At 73.9% G+C, this 22,607-nt stretch carries 19 protein-coding genes; 13 read left to right on the top strand and 6 right to left on the bottom strand.

The features are described from left to right. Positions 1-24: 24 nt before the first annotated feature. Positions 25-1,053, bottom strand: coding sequence for an ABC transporter substrate-binding protein (locus IF20_RS25285; protein ID WP_052867609.1), 1,029 nt, complete (start codon positions 1,051-1,053; stop codon positions 25-27). Between the two features lie 65 nt (positions 1,054-1,118). On the opposite strand from IF20_RS25285, the gene IF20_RS25280 reads away from it, so the two are divergent. From IF20_RS25280 to IF20_RS25270, 3 genes are read left to right on the top strand one after another with little or no spacing between them, the layout of a single operon-like run. Beyond that, positions 1,119-2,162, top strand: coding sequence for a FecCD family ABC transporter permease (locus tag IF20_RS25280; RefSeq protein WP_052867608.1), 1,044 nt, complete (start codon positions 1,119-1,121; stop codon positions 2,160-2,162). After that, positions 2,159-3,223 (top strand): FecCD family ABC transporter permease, encoded by a 1,065-nt coding sequence (locus tag IF20_RS25275; protein WP_199896733.1) that lies wholly within the window; start codon positions 2,159-2,161, stop codon positions 3,221-3,223. The genes IF20_RS25280 and IF20_RS25275 overlap by 4 nt, the downstream gene beginning before the upstream one ends. After that, positions 3,220-4,098, top strand: a complete 879-nt coding sequence (locus tag IF20_RS25270) for an ABC transporter ATP-binding protein (RefSeq protein ID WP_234426812.1) — start codon at positions 3,220-3,222, stop codon at positions 4,096-4,098. Before IF20_RS25275 ends, IF20_RS25270 begins: the two co-directional genes overlap by 4 nt. Positions 4,099-4,129: 31 nt before the next feature. On the opposite strand, the gene IF20_RS25265 is transcribed toward IF20_RS25270, so the two are convergent. Further along, a complete protein-coding gene (locus tag IF20_RS25265) occupies positions 4,130-4,480 on the bottom strand; it encodes a sterol-binding protein (RefSeq protein ID WP_052867607.1) in 351 nt (116 codons plus the stop codon). Between the two features lie 72 nt (positions 4,481-4,552). Here IF20_RS25265 and IF20_RS25260 point away from each other — a divergent pair, with 72 nt between their 5' ends. From IF20_RS25260 to IF20_RS25235, 6 genes are all read left to right on the top strand, one after another. Then, positions 4,553-4,909 (top strand): hypothetical protein, encoded by a 357-nt coding sequence (locus IF20_RS25260; protein ID WP_052867606.1) that lies wholly within the window; start codon positions 4,553-4,555, stop codon positions 4,907-4,909. Between the two features lie 7 nt (positions 4,910-4,916). After that, positions 4,917-5,732, top strand: coding sequence for a TlyA family RNA methyltransferase (locus tag IF20_RS25255; RefSeq protein WP_052867605.1), 816 nt, complete (start codon positions 4,917-4,919; stop codon positions 5,730-5,732). A 92-nt stretch (positions 5,733-5,824) separates the two neighbouring features. Next, entirely contained in the window at positions 5,825-6,703 is an 879-nt protein-coding gene (locus IF20_RS25250) for an NAD kinase (protein WP_052867637.1), read from the top strand. A 206-nt stretch (positions 6,704-6,909) separates the two neighbouring features. Next, the gene (gene recN / locus IF20_RS25245; RefSeq protein ID WP_052867604.1) at positions 6,910-8,661 is read left to right on the top strand and encodes a DNA repair protein RecN; all 1,752 of its coding nucleotides are present in this window, start codon (positions 6,910-6,912) and stop codon (positions 8,659-8,661) included. A 100-nt stretch (positions 8,662-8,761) separates the two neighbouring features. Then, positions 8,762-9,553, top strand: a complete 792-nt coding sequence (locus tag IF20_RS25240) for a hypothetical protein (RefSeq protein WP_052867603.1) — start codon at positions 8,762-8,764, stop codon at positions 9,551-9,553. A 224-nt stretch (positions 9,554-9,777) separates the two neighbouring features. Continuing rightward, complete coding sequence (locus tag IF20_RS25235) at positions 9,778-10,902, top strand: glycosyltransferase family 4 protein (protein WP_052867602.1); 1,125 nt, start codon at positions 9,778-9,780, stop codon at positions 10,900-10,902. Between the two features lie 13 nt (positions 10,903-10,915). Here IF20_RS25235 and IF20_RS25230 read toward each other — a convergent pair whose 3' ends face one another. From IF20_RS25230 to IF20_RS25220, 3 genes are all read right to left on the bottom strand, one after another. Continuing rightward, positions 10,916-11,380: a DUF6234 family protein gene (locus IF20_RS25230; protein WP_052867601.1), complete on the bottom strand. Its 465-nt coding sequence runs from the start codon at positions 11,378-11,380 to the stop codon at positions 10,916-10,918. 47 nt (positions 11,381-11,427) lie between these two features. Continuing rightward, positions 11,428-13,089 (bottom strand): PucR family transcriptional regulator, encoded by a 1,662-nt coding sequence (locus IF20_RS25225; protein ID WP_052867600.1) that lies wholly within the window; start codon positions 13,087-13,089, stop codon positions 11,428-11,430. 91 nt (positions 13,090-13,180) lie between these two features. Beyond that, positions 13,181-14,227 (bottom strand): LacI family DNA-binding transcriptional regulator, encoded by a 1,047-nt coding sequence (locus tag IF20_RS25220; protein WP_052867599.1) that lies wholly within the window; start codon positions 14,225-14,227, stop codon positions 13,181-13,183. Between the two features lie 112 nt (positions 14,228-14,339). Here IF20_RS25220 and IF20_RS25215 point away from each other — a divergent pair, with 112 nt between their 5' ends. Further along, positions 14,340-15,509: a beta-1,3-glucanase family protein gene (locus IF20_RS25215; RefSeq protein WP_052867598.1), complete on the top strand. Its 1,170-nt coding sequence runs from the start codon at positions 14,340-14,342 to the stop codon at positions 15,507-15,509. 78 nt (positions 15,510-15,587) lie between these two features. Here IF20_RS25215 and IF20_RS25210 read toward each other — a convergent pair whose 3' ends face one another. Further along, positions 15,588-17,396, bottom strand: coding sequence for a glycoside hydrolase family 15 protein (locus IF20_RS25210; protein WP_052867597.1), 1,809 nt, complete (start codon positions 17,394-17,396; stop codon positions 15,588-15,590). A gap of 427 nt (positions 17,397-17,823) precedes the next feature. On the opposite strand from IF20_RS25210, the gene IF20_RS25205 reads away from it, so the two are divergent. The 3 genes from IF20_RS25205 (at position 17,824) to IF20_RS25195 (ending at position 22,568) form a co-directional block, all read left to right on the top strand. After that, the gene (locus tag IF20_RS25205; RefSeq protein WP_052867596.1) at positions 17,824-19,530 is read left to right on the top strand and encodes a CTP synthase; all 1,707 of its coding nucleotides are present in this window, start codon (positions 17,824-17,826) and stop codon (positions 19,528-19,530) included. Between the two features lie 81 nt (positions 19,531-19,611). Then, positions 19,612-20,238 carry an NUDIX domain-containing protein gene (locus IF20_RS25200; protein ID WP_052867595.1) on the top strand — a complete coding sequence of 209 codons (627 nt, stop codon included), beginning with the start codon at positions 19,612-19,614 and terminating at the stop codon, positions 20,236-20,238. A 218-nt stretch (positions 20,239-20,456) separates the two neighbouring features. Further along, positions 20,457-22,568 (top strand): tetratricopeptide repeat protein, encoded by a 2,112-nt coding sequence (locus tag IF20_RS25195; protein ID WP_052867594.1) that lies wholly within the window; start codon positions 20,457-20,459, stop codon positions 22,566-22,568. The last annotated feature ends 39 nt before the right edge of the window (positions 22,569-22,607 follow it).

The following is a 22,607-nucleotide window of genomic DNA, read 5'->3' as shown; positions in this document are numbered from 1 at the left end:
GGAGCGGCGCCGGGCCCCGGTGCGTCAGCTGACCTTCTTGGCGTCCTCGATGGCCTTGGCGAGGCCCTCGAGGAGCGGAGCGGCGCCCGCGTAGGAGAAGCGGGGCTCGCTGGACCACGGGGTGATCTGGTCCGCCTTGACGGCGGGCAGCTTGGCCCAGGCCGGCTTGGCGGCCAGGTCCTTGGGCTGCAAGGTGGCGGTGCGGTTGTCGAGGAGGAGCACGTCCGCCTTGTACTTGTCGGCGTTCTCCCAGCTCAGGGACTCGAAGTAGCCGCCCTTGTCGAGCTTGTCGGGCACGATCAGGTCCACGCCGAGGGACTTGAAGTACATGAGGTCGGCGTTGATGCCCGGGTTGGACGCGTAGAAGAGGTCGGGGCTGCCGGAGCAGGCGAGCACCTTGACCGGCTTGGACTTGGCGGCGGCGCGCAGCCGTGCCGCGGCCTTCTCGAAGCGGGCCTTGGCGTCGGTGACCTTCTTGGCCTTCAGGTCGGCGCCGAGCGACTCGGCCAGCTCGGAGTACCGCTCGATGATCTTGTCCAGCGGGGTGCGGGAGGCGGTGATCGCGACGCTCGGGGCGAGCTTGGCGATCTTGTCCTTGCTCTCCTCCGGCACGAACCACAGCGCACCCGGCTCGAACATGTTGGTCACGAGCAGGTCGGGGGCGAGCCCGGCGTACTTCTCGACGTTGAACTGGCCGTAGGCGTTGCCGATGATGGTGACCTTGGAGACGTCCAGGTCGCCGGCCTGCGGGTCGGCCTTGCCGTTCTTGAGCTTGGTCGGACCGAAGACGCCGACGATCTGGTCGTCGATGCCGAAATCGACCAGCGCGGCGGCGGTGCCCGTGAAAGCGACGATGCGCTGTGGCACAGTCTTCAGGGAGACCTTCTTCTTCCGGTCGTCGGTGAAGCTCCAGGGCCCGCCCTTGCTTCCGCCGCCGGCCGGTCCCGAGGCCTTCTCGTTGCCACAGGCGGCGAGCAGTGCGCCGACGCCGACGGCTCCGCCGGCGGCCAGCAGGCCGCGTCGGGACAGGGAAGGTCTGGGGGTGATGCTCATAGGGACGCACTTCTCTCTGGGGACGCCTGATGAGGGGGCAGCGAGGTTAGGCTAACCTAAACCGCGTGTTGGTCGACAGCCCCCCTGAAGCAGCCGCCGCTCCCGTGGTGCCCCGACGACGGCAGGCCACCCGCTCCGCGGGACTCCTCGTCGCGCTCTGCGTCCTCGGAGCCATCGCCGTCCTCGGCATCGCCGTCGGGTCCAAACAGATCCCCCTGGGGGACGTCTGGCACGGCATCACGCACTACTCCGGCACCGACACCGACGTGATCATTCGCGACGTACGGCTGCCCCGCACCCTCCTCGGGCTGCTCGCCGGCGCGGCGCTCGGCCTGGCCGGCGCGGTCATGCAGGCCCTCACCCGCAACCCGCTCGCCGACCCCGGCGTCCTCGGCATCAACGCCGGCGCCTCCGCCGCCGTCGTCTCCGGCATCACCTTCTTCGGCGTCACCTCGCTCACCTCGTACGTGTGGTTCGCGTTCGTGGGCGCCGCCGTCGTCTCCGCCGCGGTCTACATCCTCGGCGGCACCCGCAACGCCACGCCCGTACGGCTCGCGCTCGCCGGCACCGCGCTCACCGCCGTCCTCACCGGCTACCTCAACGCGGTCAACCTCATGAACACCGCGTCGCTGGACAAGATGCGCTTCTGGACGGTCGGTTCGCTGGCCTCCGCGACCATGCCCACCGTCGAGAGGATCGTCCCCTTCATCGCGGTCGGCGTGGTGCTCGCGCTCCTCGTCGCCCGGCCGCTGAACGCCGTCGCGCTCGGCGACGACCAGGCCCGCGCCCTCGGCGCGAAGCTCACCCGCACCCGCGTCGCCGCCATGGCCGCCGTGACCCTGCTGTGCGGCGCGGCCACCGCCGCCTGCGGGCCGATCGTCTACGTCGGCCTGATGGTCCCGCACGCCGTACGCGCCATCACCGGCCCCGACATGCGCTGGATCCTGCCGTACTCCGCGGTCCTCTCGCCGGTGCTGCTGCTCGGCGCCGACATCCTCGGCCGGGTCGTGGCCCGCCCCGGCGAACTCCAGGTCGGCATCGTCACGGCCGTCATCGGCGGCCCGGTCTTCATCCATCTCGTACGGCGACGGAAGATGGCACAGCTGTGAGCACTCCCACCAAGACCTCCCCGCGCCCCGCCGTGAAGGCGCTGCGCACCGCCGGCGGGCTGTCGGTGCGGCTCCACCTCAGGGCGGTACTCACGGGCGTACTGCTGCTCGTCGTGGCGCTCGCCGCCGGCGTGCTGCTCATCGGCACCGGCGACTTCCCGATGTCCTTCGGCGACGTCCTCACCACCCTCGGGGGCGGCGGCAACCCGGGCCAGGAGCTGATCGTCAACGACCTGCGGCTGCCCAGGGTGCTGGTCGCGCTGCTGGTCGGCGCGTGCTTCGGCCTGGCCGGCGCGGTCTTCCAGACCATCACCCGCAACCCGCTCGGCAGCCCCGACGTGCTCGGCTTCGCGCAGGGCTCCTCCGTCGGCGCCCTGCTCGTCATCGTGTACCTGCAGGGCTCCACCGTCGCCATCGCGATGGGCGCGGTGGCCGGCGGCGTCGTCACCGGCGTCGCGATCTTCCTGCTCGCCTGGAAGCGCGGCGTGCACGGCTACCGCTTCGTGCTTGTCGGCATCGGCGCCTCCGCCATGCTCTACGCCATCGTCCTGTACCTGATGACCAAGGCGAACATCGTCGAGGCGACCCGGGCCACCACCTGGATGACCGGCTCCCTCAGCGGCCGCGACTGGGACCAGGTCTGGCCGCTGGCCGCGGTCTGCGTGATCCTGGTCCCCGTGATCCTGCTCTGCGGCCGGCCGCTGGCCATGCTGGAGATGGGCGACGACTCGGCCGCCGCGCTCGGCGTCAGCACCGGCCGGGTCCGCATCCTCGCGCTGCTGGCCGCCGTCGTCCTGGTCGCGTCCGCCACCGCCGCCGCCGGACCCATCGCCTTCGTCGCGCTCACCGCGCCCCAGCTCGCCCGGCGGCTCACCCGGACCACCGGCCCCAATCTGCTGCCCGCCGCGCTCATGGGCGCCGTGCTGTTGGTCCTCGCCGACCTCGCCTCGCAGCGGATCTTCGGCGCCGACCAGGTGCCGGTCGGCGTCGTCACCGGCGTACTCGGCGGCGGCTACCTGCTGTGGCTGCTGGCCAACGAGCGCAAGGCGGGCCGGGTATGACCGCGCGCCCCGAGGCCCCCACCGCCACCACCCCGCATCCGACCGGCCGTACCACCTCCAGGAGAGCCGAAGTGAGCCGTCTCGCGGCGCAGAACGTCACCCTCGCCTACGACCAGCGGGTCATCGCCGAAAACCTCTCGGTCGAGATCCCGGACAATTCCTTCACGGTCATCGTCGGCCCCAACGCCTGCGGCAAGTCCACCCTGCTGCGCGCGCTCTCCCGGATGCTCAAGCCGCAGGCCGGCTCGGTCCTGCTGGACGGCTCCGCGATCTCCTCGCAGCCCGCCAAGAAGGTCGCCCGCACCCTCGGCCTGCTGCCGCAGTCCTCCACGGCCCCCGACGGCATCACCGTCGCCGACCTGGTCTCCCGCGGCCGCTACCCGCACCAGGGACTGCTGCGCCAGTGGTCCGCCGAGGACGAGCGGATCGTGCAGGAGTCCATGGAGGCCACCGGCATCGGCGAGCTGGGGGAGCGGTACGTCGACGAGCTCTCCGGCGGCCAGCGGCAGCGCGTCTGGATCGCCATGGCCCTCGCCCAGCAGACCCCGCTGCTGCTCCTGGACGAGCCCACCACCTACCTCGACATCCAGCACCAGATAGAGGTGCTGGACCTCTGCGCCCAGCTGCACGAGGAGCAGGGCCGCACGCTCGTCGCCGTCCTGCACGACCTCAACCACGCCGCGCGCTACGCCAGCCACATCATCGCGATGCGCGGCGGCGAGGTCGTCGCGGAGGGCGCGCCGGCCGAGGTGGTCACCGCCGACCTCATGGAGCGGGTCTTCCGGCTCAAGTGCCAGATCATCGACGACCCGGAGACCGGCACCCCGCTGATCGTCCCGGCGGCGCGTACGCCCCGTAAGGCGGCCGTCCGCTGAGGCGGCGGCCCGCCGGTACGTGCCCGGACCGCTAGAGCAGCGTCCGGAGCCGCAGCAGGTCGCGGAGGCCGGCCTCCAGCTTCACCCGGCCGCTGCCCCACGCCCGCGCGAAGTGCAGCTCGCCGTCGACCAGCGCGACCAGGTCGTCGCCGGTCATGGCGAGTCTGATCTGCGCCTTCTCCCGCGGCGGGCCCGGTACGGGGGTGACGTCCCGGAGGGTGCCGTCCGCGAGCCGTCCCACGAAGGTGACGTCGAGGTCGGTGATGCGGCAGCTCAGCGAGCGGTCCAGCGCGGCGGCACCGCGCACCGCCCCGTCCGCCGTCGTCGACATGGTGTGTGCCAGCCGGTCCAGGGCGGCGCGGCACTGTTCGAGGGAAGCCATCGACAGGGACGATACGCCGGTCCGGGCCGGCTCGTCCGCCGGTGGCCCGCCGGTTCGCGGTAGCGTCGGGGCATGCACGAGCCGATCTCCGGCGCCGAGCGGCCGGAACCGCAGCCCGACGAACCCGGTGCCGCCCCGGCCCCCGACGAACCCGATCAGGGCGGGCCCGGCCGGCCCGACGAGTCCGGCACCGCCGGTCCGCCGCCGGAGCAGCCCGCCGGCCCGCAGCCGCTGGGTGTACCGGTCACCCCCACCGGGCACGCCGAGGTGGACGACCGGCTGGCCCGGCTGGCGGACGCCGACCACCTCGCCGTCAGCGGCCACCTCCCGGTGTACGAGGATGTGCACCGGGGGCTCCGCGACACGCTGGCCTCCTTGGACCAGCAGCCGGGGCCCCGCCCCGCAGCACGGAACGATCTCAGGAGCTGAACCACAGGTGGCAGGTGTGGCACGACGCCGACTCGACGCGGAGCTGGTGCGCCGCAAGATGGCCCGCTCCCGCGAGCACGCGAGCCAGCTGATCGCCGCGGGCCGGGTGACGGTCGGCGGGCAGCCGGCGAGCAAGCCCGCCACCCAGGTGGAGACCAGCGCCGCGCTGGTGGTCCGCGAGGACGCGAACGACCCGGACTACGTCTCGCGCGGCGGCCACAAGCTCGCCGGGGCGCTGGCCGCCTTCGTACCGCGGGGCCTCAAGGTCGAGGGTCGCCGGGCGCTGGACGCCGGCGCCTCCACCGGCGGCTTCACCGACGTCCTGCTGCGCGCGGGCGCCGGCCACGTCGTCGCCGTGGACGTCGGCTACGGGCAGCTCGCCTGGTCCCTGCAGAGCGATGAGCGGGTCACCGTCAAGGACCGCACCAACGTCCGCGAACTGACCCTGGAACAGATCGACGACATCCCCGTCGACATCGTCGTGGGCGACCTCTCCTTCATCCCGCTGGGCCTCGTGCTGCCGGCGCTCGTGCGCTGCTCGGCGCCGGACGCCGACCTCGTCCTGATGGTCAAGCCGCAGTTCGAGGTCGGCAAGGAGCGCCTCGGCAGCGGCGGCGTGGTGCGCAGCGCGCAGCTGCGGGCCGAGGCGGTGCGCGCGGTGGGGGCCCGCGCCGCGGAGCTCGGACTGGGTGTGCTGGGCGTCACCGCGTCCCCCCTGCCTGGACCTTCCGGCAATGTCGAGTACTTTCTGTGGCTGCGAGCCGGTGCGCCTGCCCTGGACCCGGCGGATGTCGACCGTGCAGTGGCGGAGGGGCCGAGTTGACCACATCTGGAACGTCCGAAGCACCGCAGGACCCGCAGACCGGAACGGTCTCCGTGCCCGCTCCCGAGCCGCTCGCCGGCGGGACCCGTACGGTGTTCCTGCTCACCCACACCGGCCGGGCCGCGGCCGTACGCAGCGCCGAACTGGTCGTCCAGGGACTGCTGCGCTGCGGCATCGGCGTCCGCGTGCTGGCGGCCGAGGCCGCCGATCTGCCGCTGCCGGACTCCGTGGAGCAGGTGGCCACCGAACAGGGCGCGGCCGAGGGCTGTGAACTGCTCGTGGTGTTGGGCGGGGACGGGACGCTGCTGCGCGGCGCCGACTTCGCCCGGACCTCCGGCGTCCCGATGCTCGGCGTCAACCTCGGCCGGGTCGGGTTCCTCGCCGAGGCCGAGCGGGACGACCTGGACAAGGTCGTGGACCGGGTGGTGACCCGCTCCTACGAGGTCGAGGAGCGGATGACCCTCGACGTGCTGGTCCGCAACAACGGCACGGTGGTGCACCGGGACTGGGCGCTGAACGAGGCGTCGGTGGAGAAGGCCGCGCGGGAGCGGATGCTGGAGGTCGTCACCGAGGTCGACGGCCGCCCGGTCTCCCGCTTCGGCTGCGACGGCGTGGTCTGCGCGACGCCGACCGGCTCGACCGCGTACGCGTTCTCCGCGGGCGGCCCGGTGGTCTGGCCGGAGGTCGAGGCGCTGCTGATGGTGCCGATCAGCGCGCACGCCCTGTTCGCCAAGCCGCTCGTCACCTCCCCGGAGTCCGTCCTGGCGGTGGAGGTCCAGCCCAAGACCCCGCACGGCGTCCTGTGGTGCGACGGCAGCCGCTCGGTCGAACTGCCCGCCGGCGCCCGCGTGGAGGTCCGCCGGGGCGCCGTCCCGGTCCGTCTGGCCCGCCTCCACCACGCCTCCTTCACCGACCGCCTGGTGGCCAAGTTCGCCCTGCCGGTGGCGGGGTGGCGCGGAGCGCCGCACTAGCCCGCGAGGCGGGTCGGCCGACGATGGTGGTGGCGCCACGGTGCACCGCTCCTCGTTGACCTGGCTCGGGTCCGGACGTTTGTGCTCAAACTCCCCCGGCTACCGCTGGGAGGTGCCCCCGGACGGGCTGAATGATGGTGCCGGTTTTCCCGAATACACCCAGGTATGGGGTGGGGAGGACATCGCGGGTCGGGCGCTGACCTCGTATGGTCGTATCCGTGTTGGAGGAGATGCGGATCCGGTCCCTGGGCGTCATCGACGATGCCGTCATCGAGCTGTCCCCCGGTTTCACGGCGGTGACGGGCGAGACGGGCGCGGGCAAGACGATGGTCGTCACCAGCCTCGGCCTGCTGCTGGGCGGCCGTGCCGACCCCGCGCTGGTACGCATCGGGGCCAAATCGGCGGTGGTGGAGGGCCGCATCACGGTCGGCCCCGACGCGCCGGCCGCGCTCCGCGCCGAGGAGGCCGGCGCCGAGCTGGACGACGGCGCGCTGCTCATCAGCCGTACGGTCTCCGCCGAAGGCCGCTCCCGGGCGCATGTCGGGGGGCGGTCCGTGCCGGTCGGACTGCTGGGGGAGTTGGCGGACGACCTGGTGGCCGTGCACGGCCAGACCGACCAGCAGGGGCTGCTGCGGCCGGCCCGGCAGCGCCAGGCCCTGGACCGTTACGCCGGGGACGCCGTCTCGGTCCCCCTGGAGAAGTACACCGCCGCCTACCGCAGGCTCCGGGACGTGGCCGCCGAGCTGGACGAGCTGACCACCAGGGCCCGCGAGCGCGCCCAGGAGGCGGACCTGCTCCGCTTCGGCCTGGAGGAGATCGCCGCCGTCGAGCCGGTGGCGGGCGAGGACACCGAACTGGCCGCCGAGGCCGAGCGGCTCGGCCACGCCGAGGCCCTCGCCTCCGCCGCGAACGCGGCGCACGCGGCGCTCGCGGGCGACCCGGCGGACCCCGAGGGCGTCGACGCCACCACCCTGGTCGCCGGGGCGCACCGCGCACTGGAGGCGGTCCGCAGCCACGACCCGGTGCTGGCCGGGCTCACCGACCGGCTCGGCGAGATCGGCATCCTGCTGTCCGACGTGGCCGGCGAGCTGGCCGGTTACGGGGACGGGCTGGACGCCGACCCGCTGCGGCTGGCCGCCGTCGAGGAGCGCCGGGCCGCGCTGACCGGCCTCACCCGCAAGTACGGCGAGGACATCGCGGCCGTCCTCGCCTGGTCCGAGCAGAGCGCCGCGCGCCTCGCGGAGCTGGAGGGCGACGACGACCGGATCGGCGAGCTGACCGCCGAACGCGACGCGCTCCGCGCCGAACTGGGCGAGCTGGCGCAGGCGCTGACCGACGCGCGGGTGGCGTCGGCCGAGCGGTTCGCCGCCGCCGTCACCACGGAGCTGGCCGAACTGGCCATGCCGCACGCCCGGGTGAGCGTGGAGATCCGGCAGACCGAGGTCGCCGAGGACGCGGACGGCGTCGAGGTCGGCGGCCGCAACGTCGCCTACGGGCCGGCCGGCGCCGACGAGGTCGAGCTGCTCCTCGCCCCGCACCCCGGCGCGCAGCCCCGGCCGATCGCCAAGGGCGCCTCCGGCGGTGAGCTCTCCCGCGTGATGCTCGGCATCGAGGTGGTCTTCGCCGGCTCCGACCCGGTGCCGACCTACCTCTTCGACGAGGTGGACGCGGGCGTCGGCGGCAAGGCCGCGGTCGAGGTCGGCCGCCGGCTCGCCCGGCTGGCCCGCTCCGCGCAGGTCGTGGTCGTCACCCACCTCCCGCAGGTCGCCGCGTTCGCCGACCGCCAGCTGCTGGTCGAGAAGACCAACGACGGCTCGGTCACCCGCAGCGGCGTCACCGTCCTGGAAGGCGAGGACCGCATCCGCGAACTCTCCCGCATGCTCGCGGGCCAGGAAGACTCCGAGACGGCCCGCGCGCACGCCGAGGAACTGCTGGAGACGGCGAGGGACGGACGATGACACGCGGCGTCGGAGCGATGCGCTGCGGGGGACCGCCGGCGACGGCCGGGCGGGCTCGTGCCGCGTACGTCGGCCTGCCGACGGCGGCAGGGGTGGGGCGATGAAGGGCGGTGGCACGGCGCGCCTCGCGGTGCTGCTGACCGCGGCCGGCGCCGCCCGCGCCGCGTACACGGGGCTGCGGCGGCGGCCACCGGGCGGCAGCGCGCGCTGGCAGCGCAAGAACTACGCGGGCCGCGGCGTCGACCTGTACGGCGGCCCGGCCGCGGCGCTGGGCGCTGCCGCCGCCGTCGCGACCGCGCCCGGACTGCCCGGCCGGGTCCGTACGGCGGGCACGCTGGCCGTGCTGGCGGCCGGCGGCTGCGGCGCGTACGACGACGTGGCGGGCGCGGACGATCCCCGGCGCGGCTTCCGTGCCCACCTGTCCGCACTGCGTCGCGGCGAGATCACCAGCGGCGCGGTCAAGCTCTTCGGCATCGGTGCCGCCGGCCTCGCGGCGGGCGCGCTCCTCAAGGACCGCCCGGCCGACCGGTTCCTGGCCGGCGTGGTGATCGCGGGCTCGGCCCACTTCGTGAATCTGGTGGACGTGCGCCCCGGCCGGGCGGCCGGGGCGGTCCTCGCGCTCGGCGTCCCGGGACTGCTGCGCCGCGGGCCGGACGGCGTACCGGCCGCCGCACCCGTGGGCGCGGCCGCCGCACTGCTCGCCGACGACCTCGGTGAGCGCACCATGCTCGGGGACGCCGGGGCGCACGCCCTGGGCGCGGCCCTCGGACTGGCGATCGCCGCCACCAACGGCCGGCCGGGCCTGCTGGCCCACGCCGCCGCGCTGACCGCCGCCGCTGCCTCGGGCGACGGCGTCAGCCGGGCCGCGGCGGCGGGCGTCCTCGTCGGGTGACCGCCCCGGCGCGCTCGCGTCCGCCCGCGCCACCGCGGTGCGTCCGGAACAGCCGTACACAAGGGGACATGTCCCCCATGGGAGTGGTCCCGGCGGGCCGCTGACGCGCAGCAGCGGCACAACGGCTTGTCATCGGTGCCCCACGGAGGGCACGGGCTGGCATTCTGGGCGCAGCGCTCCCGCCCGCCCCACCTCCGCACGCCGATCCAGGAGCCCCCGCACTCGTGAGCAGCACACCCGCCCCGCCGCCCGCGCCCTCGTTGCGCACGGTCCAGGTGCTGGGCCGCGGCAGTGCCGGCAGCGCCGCCCATGTGCACGCGCTGTCGGCGGGCCTCGTTGCGCGCGGGGTACGGGTGACGGTCTGCGCCGCGTCCGACGCCGAGGACACGTACGGCTTCACGGGCGTGGGCGCGCGCTTCGAACGGATCCCACCGCGCACGGACCCCGGGAGCATCGCCGCGCTCCGCGCCGCCTGCGCGGACGCCGACGTGGTGCACGCGCACGGCCTGCACGCCGGGCTACGGGCCTCCCTCGCGCTGCGCGGCCGGCGCGTCCCCCTCGTGGTCACCTGGCACACCAAGGTGCACAGCGAGGGCGCGCGGGCCCAGGTGACGCGGCTGCTGGAACGCCGGGTGGCGCGGGCCGCCGCGGTGGTGCTGGGCTCCTGTGTCGAACTGGTCGGCCGGGCCCGCGAGCGGGGCGCCCGGGACGCGCGGCTGGCGCCGCCGGCCGGCCCGCGGCCGCGTACGGACGAGGAGTACGCGCAGGAGCTGGGGCGGCGCGAGAAGCGGCGCGCGGAGTTGGGCGCGCTGGGCCGGCCGCTGCTGCTCACCGTCGGCCGGCTGGACGCGCACCAGGGCCACGACATGCTGCTGGACGCCGCGCACGGCTGGTGCGGCCGCGATCCGCAGCCGCTCGTCGCCGTCGCGGGGGAGGGGCCGCTACGGCCCGCGCTGCAGCAGCGCATCGACGCGGAGGGGCTGCCGGTGCTGCTGCTCGGGCGGCGCGAGGACGTGCCGGGGCTGCTGGCCGCCGCCGACCTGGTGCTGGCGACGGCGCGTTGGGAGGCCCGCTCGGTACTCGCCCAGGAGGCGCTGCGCGCCGGCATCCCGCTGGTCGCCACGGATGTCGGCGGCACCCGCGAACTGGTCGGCCGGGCCGCCGAACTGGTCCCGTACGGTGACGCGCCCCTGCTCTCCCGCACGGTCGTGGAGCTGCTCGACGAGCCGGCCCGGCGGACGGCCCTCACCGACGCCGGGCGGGCCCAGGCCGCCGGCTGGCCGACCGAGGACGACACGGTCGCGCAGGTGCTGAGCGTCTACGACGAGCTGCAGCAGGCCCGGGACTGAGCGGCGCCGCGGGTCAGCCGCCGGAGTCGCGGCACTCTCCGCTGTCGCCGCCGCTGCGGCAGCCGACCGGCCCTCGGTGCTCGGCCGGGGAAACGGTCTTCCGGTGCCTCTCGTGGTACTCCAGCGCGGCGCCGGCCAGCGCCCCGAAAACCAGCACCGCGGCCGCCACGGCCTGGGCGACCGCGGCGATCGGCCGCCGGGTGCGGAAGAGCCGGTAGGAGGCCACCGCGGTGAGCACCGCGAGGACGCCGACGGCGATCAGCCCCCCGACCGTCGCGTCCGCCGCCGCGTCCGCGGCCGCGGCGAAGTCGTCCCCCGAGCCGCCTTTTCGCCACGCGTACATCGCCGCCCCGAACCAGATGACGAACAGCAGCCCCGCGTCCACCGCGAGCAGGAACAGCGCGAGGAAGAGGTCCGCGAACCAGTGGAGACGCGGAGGAGGGGACGCTGCGGGCGCTGAGGTCATGGCCGAGGTCATGGCCGCAGTGTCGCGTCCGGCACCCGCAGCCGCCTGAGTACGCGTACTCAGCCCGGCCTCCCGAGCGGCAGGCGCGCGTACCGCTGGCCGCGCTCCGTGTGGCGCCGCGCGTGCAGCGCCAGCCGGAGCCCCAGCACCGTCTGCGGGTCGTCCAGGTCGGTGCCGAGGAGCTGGGAGATCCGGGCGAGGCGGTCGTAGAGGGTCTGGCGGTTGACGTTCAGATCGCGAGACGTCTCGGCCTTGCGGCCCGCGCTGGCGAGGTACGCCTCCAGGGTGGGCAGCAGCGGCTGGCGCGCGGTGCGGTCGTGGACCAGCAGCGGGCCGATCGCGCGCTCGACGAAGTCGGTGAGCATGCCCTCCTCGCCGTGCTCCCGCATCCGCCACAGCAGGAGTTCGATGTCGAGCCGCCGCGCGTCGTACCACAGGCGCGGCGTCAGCCCCTGCGCCGCGGCCGCGGCCTCCGCGGCGTGCCGCAGGCCGGGGCCGGTCGCGGCCCAGTCGCCGGGCACGCCGACCACGACGACGGGGCGCTGCGCCGCCGGGCGGTCCAGCCCTGCCCGTACGACGCCGGCCCGCAGGGCCTCCGCGATCCGGTCGGCCACGCCGTCCCGGTCCTGGCCCTCGCGCACCCCGACCACCAGCGGTACCCGCCCCTCCACGGGGCGCACGCCGAGCAGGACGGGCGCGCCGAGCGTGGCCAGCTCCTCGCGCAGCGTCTGGGCGAGCAGCGCCCAGCCGGCCGCCGTGGGCAGCCCGGACGGCAGCCGCATCACCACCGGCAGCAGCGCCGCCGCACCGGGCCGGAAGCCCAGCAGCCGGGCCTGGCCCGGCGCCTCGGCGGCGGAGATCCGGCCCTCGGCGAGGTCGGCGAGGAAGTCGCCGCGGCCGCGCGCCGCCAGCCCCTCCTCCTGGCGGGACTGGAGCATGACGACGGCGAGCAGGTCGGCGGCGCGTTCGGCGGCGATGCGGTGGACGGGCGCGAGGGCCGCGTTGACGGGGAGCAGGACGAGCCGGGCCCGTACGGCGTCGGGGCCGTGGCCGCCGCCGGGCACGTCCACCCGCAGGCCCTTCTCGCGCAGGCCTTCCCATGCCTGGAGCGGCTCGGCGTCGGCCGCGCCGCCGTCGTCCGGGCCCGCGGCGTACAGCGGGCTGCCGTCCGGGGCCTCCAGGCAGAGCGGGTTGCCGGTGAAGGCGGCGAGCAGCCGCAGCACTTCGGGGGCGCCGCCGCCGCGCAGCAGGACGTCCGTACAGCGGCGCAGCACCTCGTCGGCGCGGCGCATCAGCGTGTAGTGGCTGTTGACGATCTCGGTGTGGATCTCCTCGGTGACCGAGACGTACGGCACCTCGCGGTGCAGCGCGATCAGCGGCAGGCCGCAGGCGCGGGCGCTCTCGACCAGCGCGGTGGGCAGCGACTCGAAGCGGGCGCCCAGCTCCACGACGAGCGCGGCGATCCCGCGCTCCGCGAGCTTGCGGACGAAGGCCCGCTGCTCGGAGGGGCGGGCGCCGAGCCCGAGGCCGGTGGTCAGCAGCAGCTCGCCGCCCTTGAGCAGCGAGGCGATGTTGGGGACCTCGCCGGCGTGCACCCAGCGGACCGCGCGATCCAGCCCGTCCTCGCCGGTGATCACCTCGGGCAGCCCGCGCCGCAGCGCGGGCAGCTGCAGCGCCCGGCGTACCGTGATCTCGGCTTCGCTCATCACTTCCGACCCCATGGCGTCGAACGCTACCCGTGGCGACGCCCGGCCGCCGCCACGGGAGACCGGGCCGGAGCGGTGCGGCCGCTCCGCGGCGGGCGGTGGGGCGTCAGCCGGACTCGCGGACCACCAGTTCGGCCGGGGTGATGACGGGGGAGAGGGGGATGCCGGGGGCGGCGAGGCGGCGCAGCAGGAGGCGGGCCATGATGCGGCCCATCCCCTCCACGTCCTGGCGGACCGTGGTCAGCGGCGGATCGGCCCAGGCCGCCGGGGCGAGGTCGTCGTAGCCGACCACGGCGACGTCCTGCGGGACCCGCCGGCCGCGGGCGCGCAGCGTGCGCAGGGCGCCGGTGGCCATCAGGTCGGAGCAGGCGAAGACCGCGTCGAGGTCCGGTACGGCGTCCAGCAGCGCGGCCATGGCCTGCTCGCCGCCCTCCGCGGTGAAGCCGCCGTCGGCGACCAGTCGCTCGTCCGCGGCCGGCGCGTCCGGCCCGTCGAGTGCTTCGCGGTAGCCGTCCAGCCGGTCCTGGGCCGAGGTTTGGTCCAGCGGCCCGGTGATGACGGCGATGCGGCGCCGCCCTCGGGAGAGCAGGTGGCGTACGGCCTGCCGCGCGCCGTCGCGGTTGTCGGTGTCGACGTACAGCGGCCCCGCGCCGGCACGGCCGGTGGTGTCCGTCCAGTCCGGGCGGCCGCCGAAGACCGTGGGCAGTCCCGAGGCGCCGGCCATCGCGGGCAGCGGGTCGGCGCGGTGCAGCGAGAACATCAGCGCGCCGTCGACGTGCCCGCCGGCCAGGTAGCGGCCGATGCGCTCGTGGTCCCGGTCGCTCTCGACCATCAGCAGCAGCAACTGGGTGTCGGCGGCGGCCAGTTCGCGGCCGATGCCGCGCAGCTGCTGGGCGAAGAACGGGTCGGAGAAGACCCGGGTCTCCGGTTCGGCGATGATCACGGCGACGGCTCCGGTGCGCCGGGTGACGAGCGAGCGGGCCGCGCTGTTGGGGACGTATCCCAGTTCGTCGACGGCGCGCCGGACCTTCTCGCGGATCTCGGTGCGGACGCCGGTGCCGCCGTTGACGACGCGGGAGACGGTGGCGCGGGAGACGCCGGCCAGCGCGGCCACCGCCTCCAGGGTCGGCCGGGGGCCGCCGGGCACGGACATCAGCGAACTCCTCCTCCGTCTGGGTGGGTTGACGGTACCGCCAGAAGTGGGCAGGGTGACCCTACTTCATTTGAGAGCGCTCTCATCTCCTCCCCCCACAAGGAGCCGTCTCATGATTTCTCGTCGTACCCTGCTCGGCGGCCTCGCCGCGAGCGCCGCCGCCGGTGCCGGCCTCACCCTGGCGAGCCGGGCCGTCGGATCCCCCGCACCGGTCCGTGGCAGGTCCGCCGGCCTCCCCCTGGAGATCGTCAACAACTCCGGGGAGTTCGGCAATTCATCTATATACGTCTACATCGTCGGCAACGACGGCACCCAGCAGGTCCGGGTCACACCCGAGGGCGAACTGAAGCCGGTCGCGGTCGCCGACAACGGCTCGGACGGGTTCACCGACTACGCGATACCGCTCGCCGGGAGCGGCACCACCACCCTCACGCTGCCGAAGATGTCCGGCCGCATCTACACCTCGCTCGGCGGCAAGCTGAAGTTCAAGGCCGTCGAGGACGGCAACGGCAAGGCCGCGCTCGCCTACCCGGCGGGCTGGGTGGACTCCGACCCCAACTACGGGGTGCTGCACGACTGCGCGGAGTTCACCTACAACGACGGCGGAATGTACTGCAACACCACGATGGTGGACATGTTCAGCGTGCCGCTGGCGATCAAGCTGACCGGCGCCAAGGACCAGACGACGGGGCTGCTGAAGGACGGCGCCCGGGACAAGATCTTCTCCGACCTCGCCGGCGTCGAGGGCTTCGACAAGCTGGTCATCGACGACAAGCGGGTCATCGCGCCCGGACACGGCCTGGGCGCCGGGCGGTTCGACGAGAACTACCTGGCCCCCGCCATCGACGAGGCATGGGCCGCCTACGAGTCCAAAGACCTCAAGATCACCACCAATGCCGGCACGTTCACCGGGCGCGCCGCCGGCGGGAAGCTCTCCTTCACCGGCCTGGCGTCCGTCTCCTTCGACAAGCCGAGCACCAAGGACGTGCTCTTCTGCGACGGGGCCCTGGCCGCCCCGAACGACGGCACCACCGGCCCGGTCGCCGCGATCCTGGGCGCCGCCTTCAACCGGGGGACCCTCACCTCGCACGCCGAGCAGCCCACCACCGACCCCGCCACCTTCTACCAGCAGAAGCTCGCCAACCACTACGCCCGCGTGATGCACGAGGCGACGAAGGACGGCAAGGCCTACGGCTTCGCCTTCGACGACGTCGCGAGCTTCGCCTCGTACATCGAGGACGGCGCGCCCAGCCGCTTCACCCTCACGCTGACGCCGTTCTAGACGGCGCAGCCCCACGAACCAGGGCTCCGGCCGTGCCGCAGCGGCACACGGCCGGAGCCCTGTCCGTCGTGCGCGGGCTCAGCCCCCGTACGCGCCGCTGGCCGTCAGGCGCAGCGCCGTGTCGATCAGCGGGACGTGGCTGAACGCCTGCGGGAAGTTGCCGACCTGCCGCTGGAGGCGGGAGTCCCACTCCTCGGCCAGCAGCCCCAGGTCGTTGCGGAGCGAGAGCAGCTTCTCGAAGAGCTTGCGGGCCTCCTCGACCCGGCCGATCATCGCCAGGTCGTCCGCCATCCAGAACGAGCAGGCCAGGAAGGCGCCCTCGTCACCCTCCAGGCCGTCCACGTTCGCCTCCTCGGCGTCGGCGGAGGTGGGGTAGCGCATGATGAAGCCGTCGGGCGTGGACAGCTCGCGCTGGATCGCCTCGATCGTGCCGATGACGCGCTTGTCGTCCGGCGGCAGGAAGCCCATCTGCGGGATGAGCAGCAGCGAGGCGTCCAGCTCCTTGGAGCCGTAGGACTGGGTGAAGGTGTTGCGCTCGGGGTCGTAGCCCTTCTCGCACACGTCCCGGTGGATCGCGTCGCGCAGGTCCTTCCAGCGGTCCAGCGGCCCCTCGACGTCCCCGGACTCGATCAGCTTGATGGTGCGGTCCACCGCGACCCAGGTCATGACCTTGGAGTGCACGAAGTGCCGGCGCGGCCCGCGCACCTCCCAGATGCCCTCGTCCGGCTCGTTCCAGTGCTGCTCCACCCAGCGGATCAGCTTCAGCTGGAGCAGCGAGGCGTAGTCGTTGCGGGCCAGGCCCGTCATGTGGGCGAGGTGCAGGGCCTCGATGACCTCGCCGTACACGTCCAGCTGGAGCTGGTCGGCGGCGCCGTTGCCGACCCGCACCGGCTGGGAGCCCTCGTAACCGGGCAGCCAGGTCAGCTCGTTCTCGCCCAGCTCGCGCTCGCCGGCGATGCCGTACATGATCTGCAGGTTCTCCGGGTCGCCCGCCACCGCGCGGAGCAGCCACTCGCGCCAGGCGCGGGCCTCGTCGCGGTAGCCGGTGCGCAGCAGCGAGGAGAGCGTGATCGCGGCGTCCCGGAGCCAGGTGAAGCGGTAGTCCCAGTTGCGGGAGCCGCCGATGTCCTCGGGCAGGGAGGTGGTGGGGGCCGCGACGATGCCGCCGGTCGGCGCGTACGTCAGCGCCTTCAGCGTGATCAGCGAGCGGATCACCGCGTCCCGGTAGGGGCCGTGGTACGTGCACTGCTCGACCCACTCGCGCCAGAAGTCCGCGGTGGCGGCGAGCGCGTTCTCCGGCTCGGGCAGCGGCGGCTGCTCGCGGTGCGAGGGCTGCCAGCTCATCGTGAACGCGATCCGCTGCCCCGCCTCGACGGTGAAGTCGGAGTATGTCGTCAGGTCCTCGCCGTGCGTCTCGGCGGTGGTGTCGAACCACACCGAGTCCGGGCCCGCGACCGCGGCGGTGCGGCCGTCGACCTGGTGCACCCACGGCACCACCCAGCCGTAGGAGAATCGCATCCGCAGCGACGAGCGCATCGACACCCGGCCGCTGACGCCTTCCACGATGCGGATCAGCTGCGGGGCGCCCTCGCGCGGCGGCATGAAGTCGATCACTCGTGCCGTGCCCTCGGGGGTGTCCCACTCCGACTCCAGGATCAGCGAGTCGTCGCGGTACCGGCGGCGGTCGGCGGCGGCCGGTTCGCCTTCCGCTTCCGCGGCCGGGCCCAGGCGCCAGAAGCCGTGCTCCTCGGTGCCCAAGAGGCCCGCGAACACCGCGGGTGAGTCGAACCGGGGAAGGCACAGCCAGTCGACCGCGCCGTCCCGGCAGACGAGTGCGGCGGTCTGCATGTCGCCGATGAGTGCGTAGTCCTCGATGCGCCCGGCCACGTACAACTCCCGTTCGAACTGGGGTGACGCCCCCCGTGGGACGTGTCGGTCTTCCGTCCTGCCCATTGAAAACCCCGCCGAGCTGCTGGTCCGGTGAGCGGGTCGGGGCGATGCCGTTTCCGGACGGCTCTGTGCGAGTGCCCGAGCAGGATACGACGCGTACGGAAGATCCGCGCGACCCTCCGCTTCCCGGGACTGGGCCGAACGGGTGGCCTCCGTCACGTCGGGCCCCGGATACGGGGAGCGATTCATTCCGCCCCGCGCGGGCGGGAGCGACCACGCTCCGTCGCTGATAGCCTGGTACCCCGTGGACCGGTGGGCCGGAAGAAAGTCCCGGCACCCCCGACCGCAGCGACGGCACCCCGTGGAATCCGGGATCGCGCCGCTCCGCTTTTCACCTCGCGACCACGGGAGCTCCCTCTTGGCCATGCCGCCCAGTGCTTTTCCGAAGAGCACAGTTTCGACGACCAAGCACATCTTCGTCACCGGGGGCGTCGCGTCCTCGCTCGGCAAGGGGCTCACCGCCTCCAGCCTGGGTGCGCTCCTCAAGGCGCGAGGCCTGCGGGTCACGATGCAGAAGCTGGACCCGTACCTCAACGTCGACCCCGGCACGATGAACCCCTTCCAGCACGGCGAGGTGTTCGTCACCAACGACGGCGCCGAGACCGACCTGGACATCGGCCACTACGAGCGCTTCCTGGACGTCGACCTCGACGGCTCCGCGAACGTCACCACCGGCCAGGTCTACAACACCGTGATCGCCAAGGAGCGGCGCGGCGAGTACCTCGGTGACACGGTGCAGGTCATCCCGCACATCACCAACGAGATCAAGCACCGCATCCGCCGGATGGCGACCGAGGACGTCGACGTCGTCATCACCGAGGTCGGCGGCACGGTCGGCGACATCGAGTCGCTGCCGTTCCTGGAGACCGTCCGGCAGGTCCGCCACGAGGTCGGCCGGGACAACGTCTTCGTCGTGCACATCTCGCTGCTCCCGTACATCGGCCCCTCCGGCGAGCTGAAGACCAAGCCGACCCAGCACTCCGTCGCCGCGCTGCGCAACATCGGCATCCAGCCCGACGCGATCGTGCTGCGCGCCGACCGCGAGGTGCCCGTCTCCATCAAGCGCAAGATCTCGCTGATGTGCGACGTGGACGAGGCCGCCGTCGTGGCCTGCAAGGACGCGCCGTCGATCTACGACATCCCGAAGGTGCTGCACACCGAGGGCCTGGACGCCTACGTCGTGCGCAAGCTCGACCTGCCGTTCCGGGACGTGGACTGGACCCAGTGGGAGGACCTGCTGGACCGCGTCCACAACCCGAACCACGAGGTCAAGGTCGCGCTGGTCGGCAAGTACATCGACCTGCCCGACGCCTACCTCTCGGTCTCCGAGGCGATGCGCGCCGGCGGCTTCGCCAACCGCGCCCGCGTGAAGATCAAGTGGGTCACCTCCGACGACTGCCGCACCCCGGCCGGCGCCCAGGAGCAGCTCGGCGACTGCGACGCGATCCTGATCCCCGGCGGGTTCGGCGAGCGCGGCGTGGAGGGCAAGCTGGAGGCCATCACCTACGCCCGCGAGAACAAGGTGCCGCTGCTGGGCATCTGCCTGGGCCTGCAGTGCGTCGTCATCGAGGCGGCGCGCAGCCTGGCGGGCATCAAGGGCGCGAACTCCACCGAGTTCGACCCGGCCGCCGCCGACCCGGTCATCTCCACCATGGCCGAGCAGCTGGACATCGTCGCCGGCGAGGGCGACATGGGCGGCACGATGCGGCTCGGCATGTACCCGGCCAAGCTCGCCGAGGGCTCCATCGTCCGCGAGGTCTACGGCAACGAGCAGTACGTCGAGGAGCGCCACCGCCACCGCTACGAGGTCAACAACTCCTACCGCAGCGAGCTGGAGAAGAAGGCGGGCCTGCTGTTCTCCGGCACCTCCCCGGACAACAAGCTGGTGGAGTACGTCGAGTACCCGCGCGAGGTGCACCCCTACCTGGTCGCCACCCAGGCGCACCCGGAGCTGCGCTCCCGCCCGACCCGCCCGCACCCGCTCTTCGCGGGTCTGGTGAAGGCGGCCGTGCAGCGGCAGGAAGAGGCGGGCCAGACCGGTAAGAGCGCCGGCAAGGCCGCCGGCAAGTAGGGAACCGGCCGACCGATACGGTTACCGGGGTGCGGGCTTTGCGGCCCGTACCCCGGTTTCTGCTTGTTTGGGAGGACGCGCATGGCCATCAAGGACACCCCCGAGGAGTGGCGGATCACCGCGACGGCGACCCCGTTCACCGGCAACAAGACCAGCGTCCGCACGGACGAGGTCGTCATGCCGGACGGCTCCACCGTGAAGCGGGACTACCAGGTCCACCCCGGCTCGGTGGCCGTTCTGGCCCTGGACGACGAGGGCAAGGTCCTGGTGCTGCGCCAGTACCGGCACCCGGTACGGCACAAGCTCTGGGAGATCCCGGCCGGTCTGCTGGACGTGCCGGGCGAGAACCCGCTGCACGCCGCCCAGCGCGAGCTGTACGAAGAGGCGCACGTCAAGGCCGAGGACTGGCGGGTGCTGACCGACGTCTTCACCACGCCCGGCGGCTGCGACGAGGCCGTGCGGATCTTCCTGGCCCGCGGCCTGTCCGAGGCGGAGGGCGAGCGCTTCGAGGTCGAGGAGGAAGAGGCCGACATGGAGCTGGCCCGGGTCCCGGTCGCCGACCTCGCGCGCGGCGTACTGGCGGGCGAGCTGCACAACAACTGCCTGGTCGTCGGCGTGCTGTCGCTGCTGGCCGCGCAGTCGGGCGACGGCCTGGACGCGCTGCGCCCGGCCGAGGCGCCCTGGCCGGCCCGCCCGTTCCAGGCGTGAGGCTCCGGCTGTTCCCAGCGTGAGGCTCCGCCTGTCCCCGGCGTGACCGGAGGGACCCGGGGAGAACCCTGGGTCCTTACCGGAATCTTGTCTCCCATTTTTGTCGGATTAACGCGGTATGTCCGCCGTGATCCGCGCCTCCTTTGAACTACGCTCGACAAATCCCGGCCGTAGAGGCGGCCGGCTCGTACGCGCGCAAGTGAACGGGAGCGTGGCCCGTGGCGGAGCAGGCGGTGGACACCGGACGGTCGGTGACGGCGTCGGGGCCCGGACGTAGAGGAGCGGGCCGGACCGGCGCCCCGGCGGCGACCGCCCCGCCGGCACCCTTCTTCGCCGGCCGCGGCCGCGAACTGGCCGCCCTGCGCAGCGACATCGAGCGCGCCGGGCTGGACACCCTCTCCGGCCGCAAGGGCGCCCGCAGCCGGGTGCTGCTGATCGCCGGCCGGCCCGGCTCGGGACGCAGCACCCTCGCCGCCGAACTCGCCCGGCACCTGGCCGGCGACTACCCGGACGGCGTGCTGCGATCCTCGCTGAGCACCGCCGACGGACAACCCGTACCCACCGCGTCCGCGGCGCGTGACCTGCTCACCCAGCTCGGCGAGCGGGTGCCGGCGGGCGCGGAGGAGGACGAGCTGACCGAGGCGCTGCGCGGCGCCCTGGCCGACCGGCGCGCCCTGCTCCTGCTGGACGACGCGGCCGGCGCCGAGCAGGTCGACCCGCTGCTGCCGGACGCCCCCGACTGTCTGGTCCTCGCGGTCTCCGAAGGGCCGCTGACCGGCATCACGGACGTCCGGCCCTGCACCCTCGGCGGCCTGGACACCGCGGCCGGGGTGGAGATCCTGACCCGGTACGCGGGCAGCATCCGCATCACCGTCGACCCGCGCACCGCCGAGCAGCTCGTCCAGGACTGCGGCGGCCAGCCCGCCGCGCTGGTGCTGGTCGGCGGCTGGCTCGCGACGCACCCCAAGTCCTCCCTCTCCGACCTGCGGCGGGCGCTGTTCCTGCTGCCGGCGGACGAGGAGGAGGCCGTACCGGTGTCCCGCTCGCTGACCCGTGCCTTCCGGTTGACGTACGAAGCGCTGCCGGCACCCGCGGCGCGCATACTGCGGCTGCTCTCGCTCGCCCCGGCCGGCCTCGTCGACGCGCACACGGCGTCCGCGCTGGCCGGCTGCTCCGTGGAGGCCGCCGAATCCACCCTGCGGGACTTCGCGGCCATGGGGCTGCTCCGGCCGGTGGCGCCGACGGGAGCGCTCCCAGCGGGGGAGTCCGCCGACGGGCCCGACCCGCTGGCCGCGCTCCCGCCGCAGTACCGGGTGCCCGGCTGCCTCGCGCCGCTGCTGCGCGCCCGGCTCCAGGCCCACGAGCGCCCCGCCGAGATCCAGCTCTCCCGGGCCCGGATGCTGGAGCGGACCGTACGGCAGCTGATGTCCTGCCGGGCGATGGGCGAGCCCGCCGGATCCCCGGCCCGCGAGCGGACCTCAGGGCTGCCGCGGTCGCTGCGCTTCGGGTCCGTCCCCGAGGCCGCGGCCTGGCTGCGCACCCGCCGCCCGGCCCTGCTCGACTCGGCCCGGATCGCCGTCGCGGACGGCGAGCTGGACACCCTGGACCGGCGGCTGATGGCCGGACTGGTGCGGGCGCTGCTCGCCCACGAGACCCCCGAGGCGGCGGCGCCCGACCTCTACGGGCTGCACGGCCTGGTCCTGGAGGTCGCCGAGCGGCGCGGCCTGGCCCGCGAGAAGGCCGCCGCGCTGCTGAACCTCGGCGACCTGGACGCGCAGGCCGGCCGGTCGCGGAAGGCGCTGGGGCGGTACCGGGGGGCGCTGGAGTCGGCGCGCGCGGTGAAGGACGCGGTCGCGACCGGCCGTGCGCTGGAGTCGCTGGGCGCCACGTATGCCGAGCTGGGGGACTGGCAGCGGGCCGCCGACTGGTACGGGCGGGCGCTGGAGCTGCGGCTCTCCCGCGGCCACACGGCCGAGGCGGCGCGGCTGCACGGCCGGCTGGGCGCGGTGCACACGCAGGCCGGCCGCTGGGCCGAGGCGCTCCGGGAGTGGCGCGCCGCACACGGGGCGTACCGCCGGGCCGGTGACCCGGTGGGGCTCGCGCGGGCCATGGGGGAGACGGCGCGGGTGCAGGAGTACGCCGGGCGGCCCGAGCAGGCGCTGCGGACCTGCTTCGAGGCGCTGGAGCTGGCCAGGAAGGCGGCGGACGGGCGGCTGGAGGCGGCGCTGCAGCTGCGGATTGCGGACACCTTCGAACGGCTCGGTGACCCGGCGGCGGCAAGGCTGCATCGGGGCCTCGGAGAGGGACTCCTGGCGGATCACCCGGCCTGACCTACGAAATCGGTGGCGGTTCACGGAAAAGAAATTGCT

It is taken from the genome of Streptomyces niger (genome assembly GCF_000718305.1).
Lineage (GTDB): Bacteria > Actinomycetota > Actinomycetes > Streptomycetales > Streptomycetaceae > Streptomyces > Streptomyces niger.
Note: the sequence above shows the minus strand (reverse complement) of the source record. Positions and strands in the feature narration are given on the sequence as shown.

What these genes read in the sequence shown, in the direction of transcription:
- IF20_RS25260 (WP_052867606.1), top strand. Translation starts at nt 4,553, where the DNA reads ATGCACGAGCCGATCTCCGGCGCCGAGCGGCCGGAACCGCAGCCCGAC.
- IF20_RS25285 (WP_052867609.1), bottom strand. Translation starts at nt 1,053, where the DNA reads ATGAGCATCACCCCCAGACCTTCCCTGTCCCGACGCGGCCTGCTGGCC.
- IF20_RS25220 (WP_052867599.1), bottom strand. Translation starts at nt 14,227, where the DNA reads ATGTCCGTGCCCGGCGGCCCCCGGCCGACCCTGGAGGCGGTGGCCGCG.
- IF20_RS25205 (WP_052867596.1), top strand. Translation starts at nt 17,824, where the DNA reads ATGCCGCCCAGTGCTTTTCCGAAGAGCACAGTTTCGACGACCAAGCAC.
- IF20_RS25215 (WP_052867598.1), top strand. Translation starts at nt 14,340, where the DNA reads ATGATTTCTCGTCGTACCCTGCTCGGCGGCCTCGCCGCGAGCGCCGCC.
- IF20_RS25200 (WP_052867595.1), top strand. Translation starts at nt 19,612, where the DNA reads ATGGCCATCAAGGACACCCCCGAGGAGTGGCGGATCACCGCGACGGCG.
- IF20_RS25230 (WP_052867601.1), bottom strand. Translation starts at nt 11,380, where the DNA reads ATGACCTCGGCCATGACCTCAGCGCCCGCAGCGTCCCCTCCTCCGCGT.
- IF20_RS25240 (WP_052867603.1), top strand. Translation starts at nt 8,762, where the DNA reads ATGAAGGGCGGTGGCACGGCGCGCCTCGCGGTGCTGCTGACCGCGGCC.
- IF20_RS25270 (WP_234426812.1), top strand. Translation starts at nt 3,220, where the DNA reads ATGACCGCGCGCCCCGAGGCCCCCACCGCCACCACCCCGCATCCGACC.
- IF20_RS25265 (WP_052867607.1), bottom strand. Translation starts at nt 4,480, where the DNA reads ATGGCTTCCCTCGAACAGTGCCGCGCCGCCCTGGACCGGCTGGCACAC.
- IF20_RS25225 (WP_052867600.1), bottom strand. Translation starts at nt 13,089, where the DNA reads ATGGGGTCGGAAGTGATGAGCGAAGCCGAGATCACGGTACGCCGGGCG.
- recN (WP_052867604.1), top strand. Translation starts at nt 6,910, where the DNA reads ATGGTCGTATCCGTGTTGGAGGAGATGCGGATCCGGTCCCTGGGCGTC.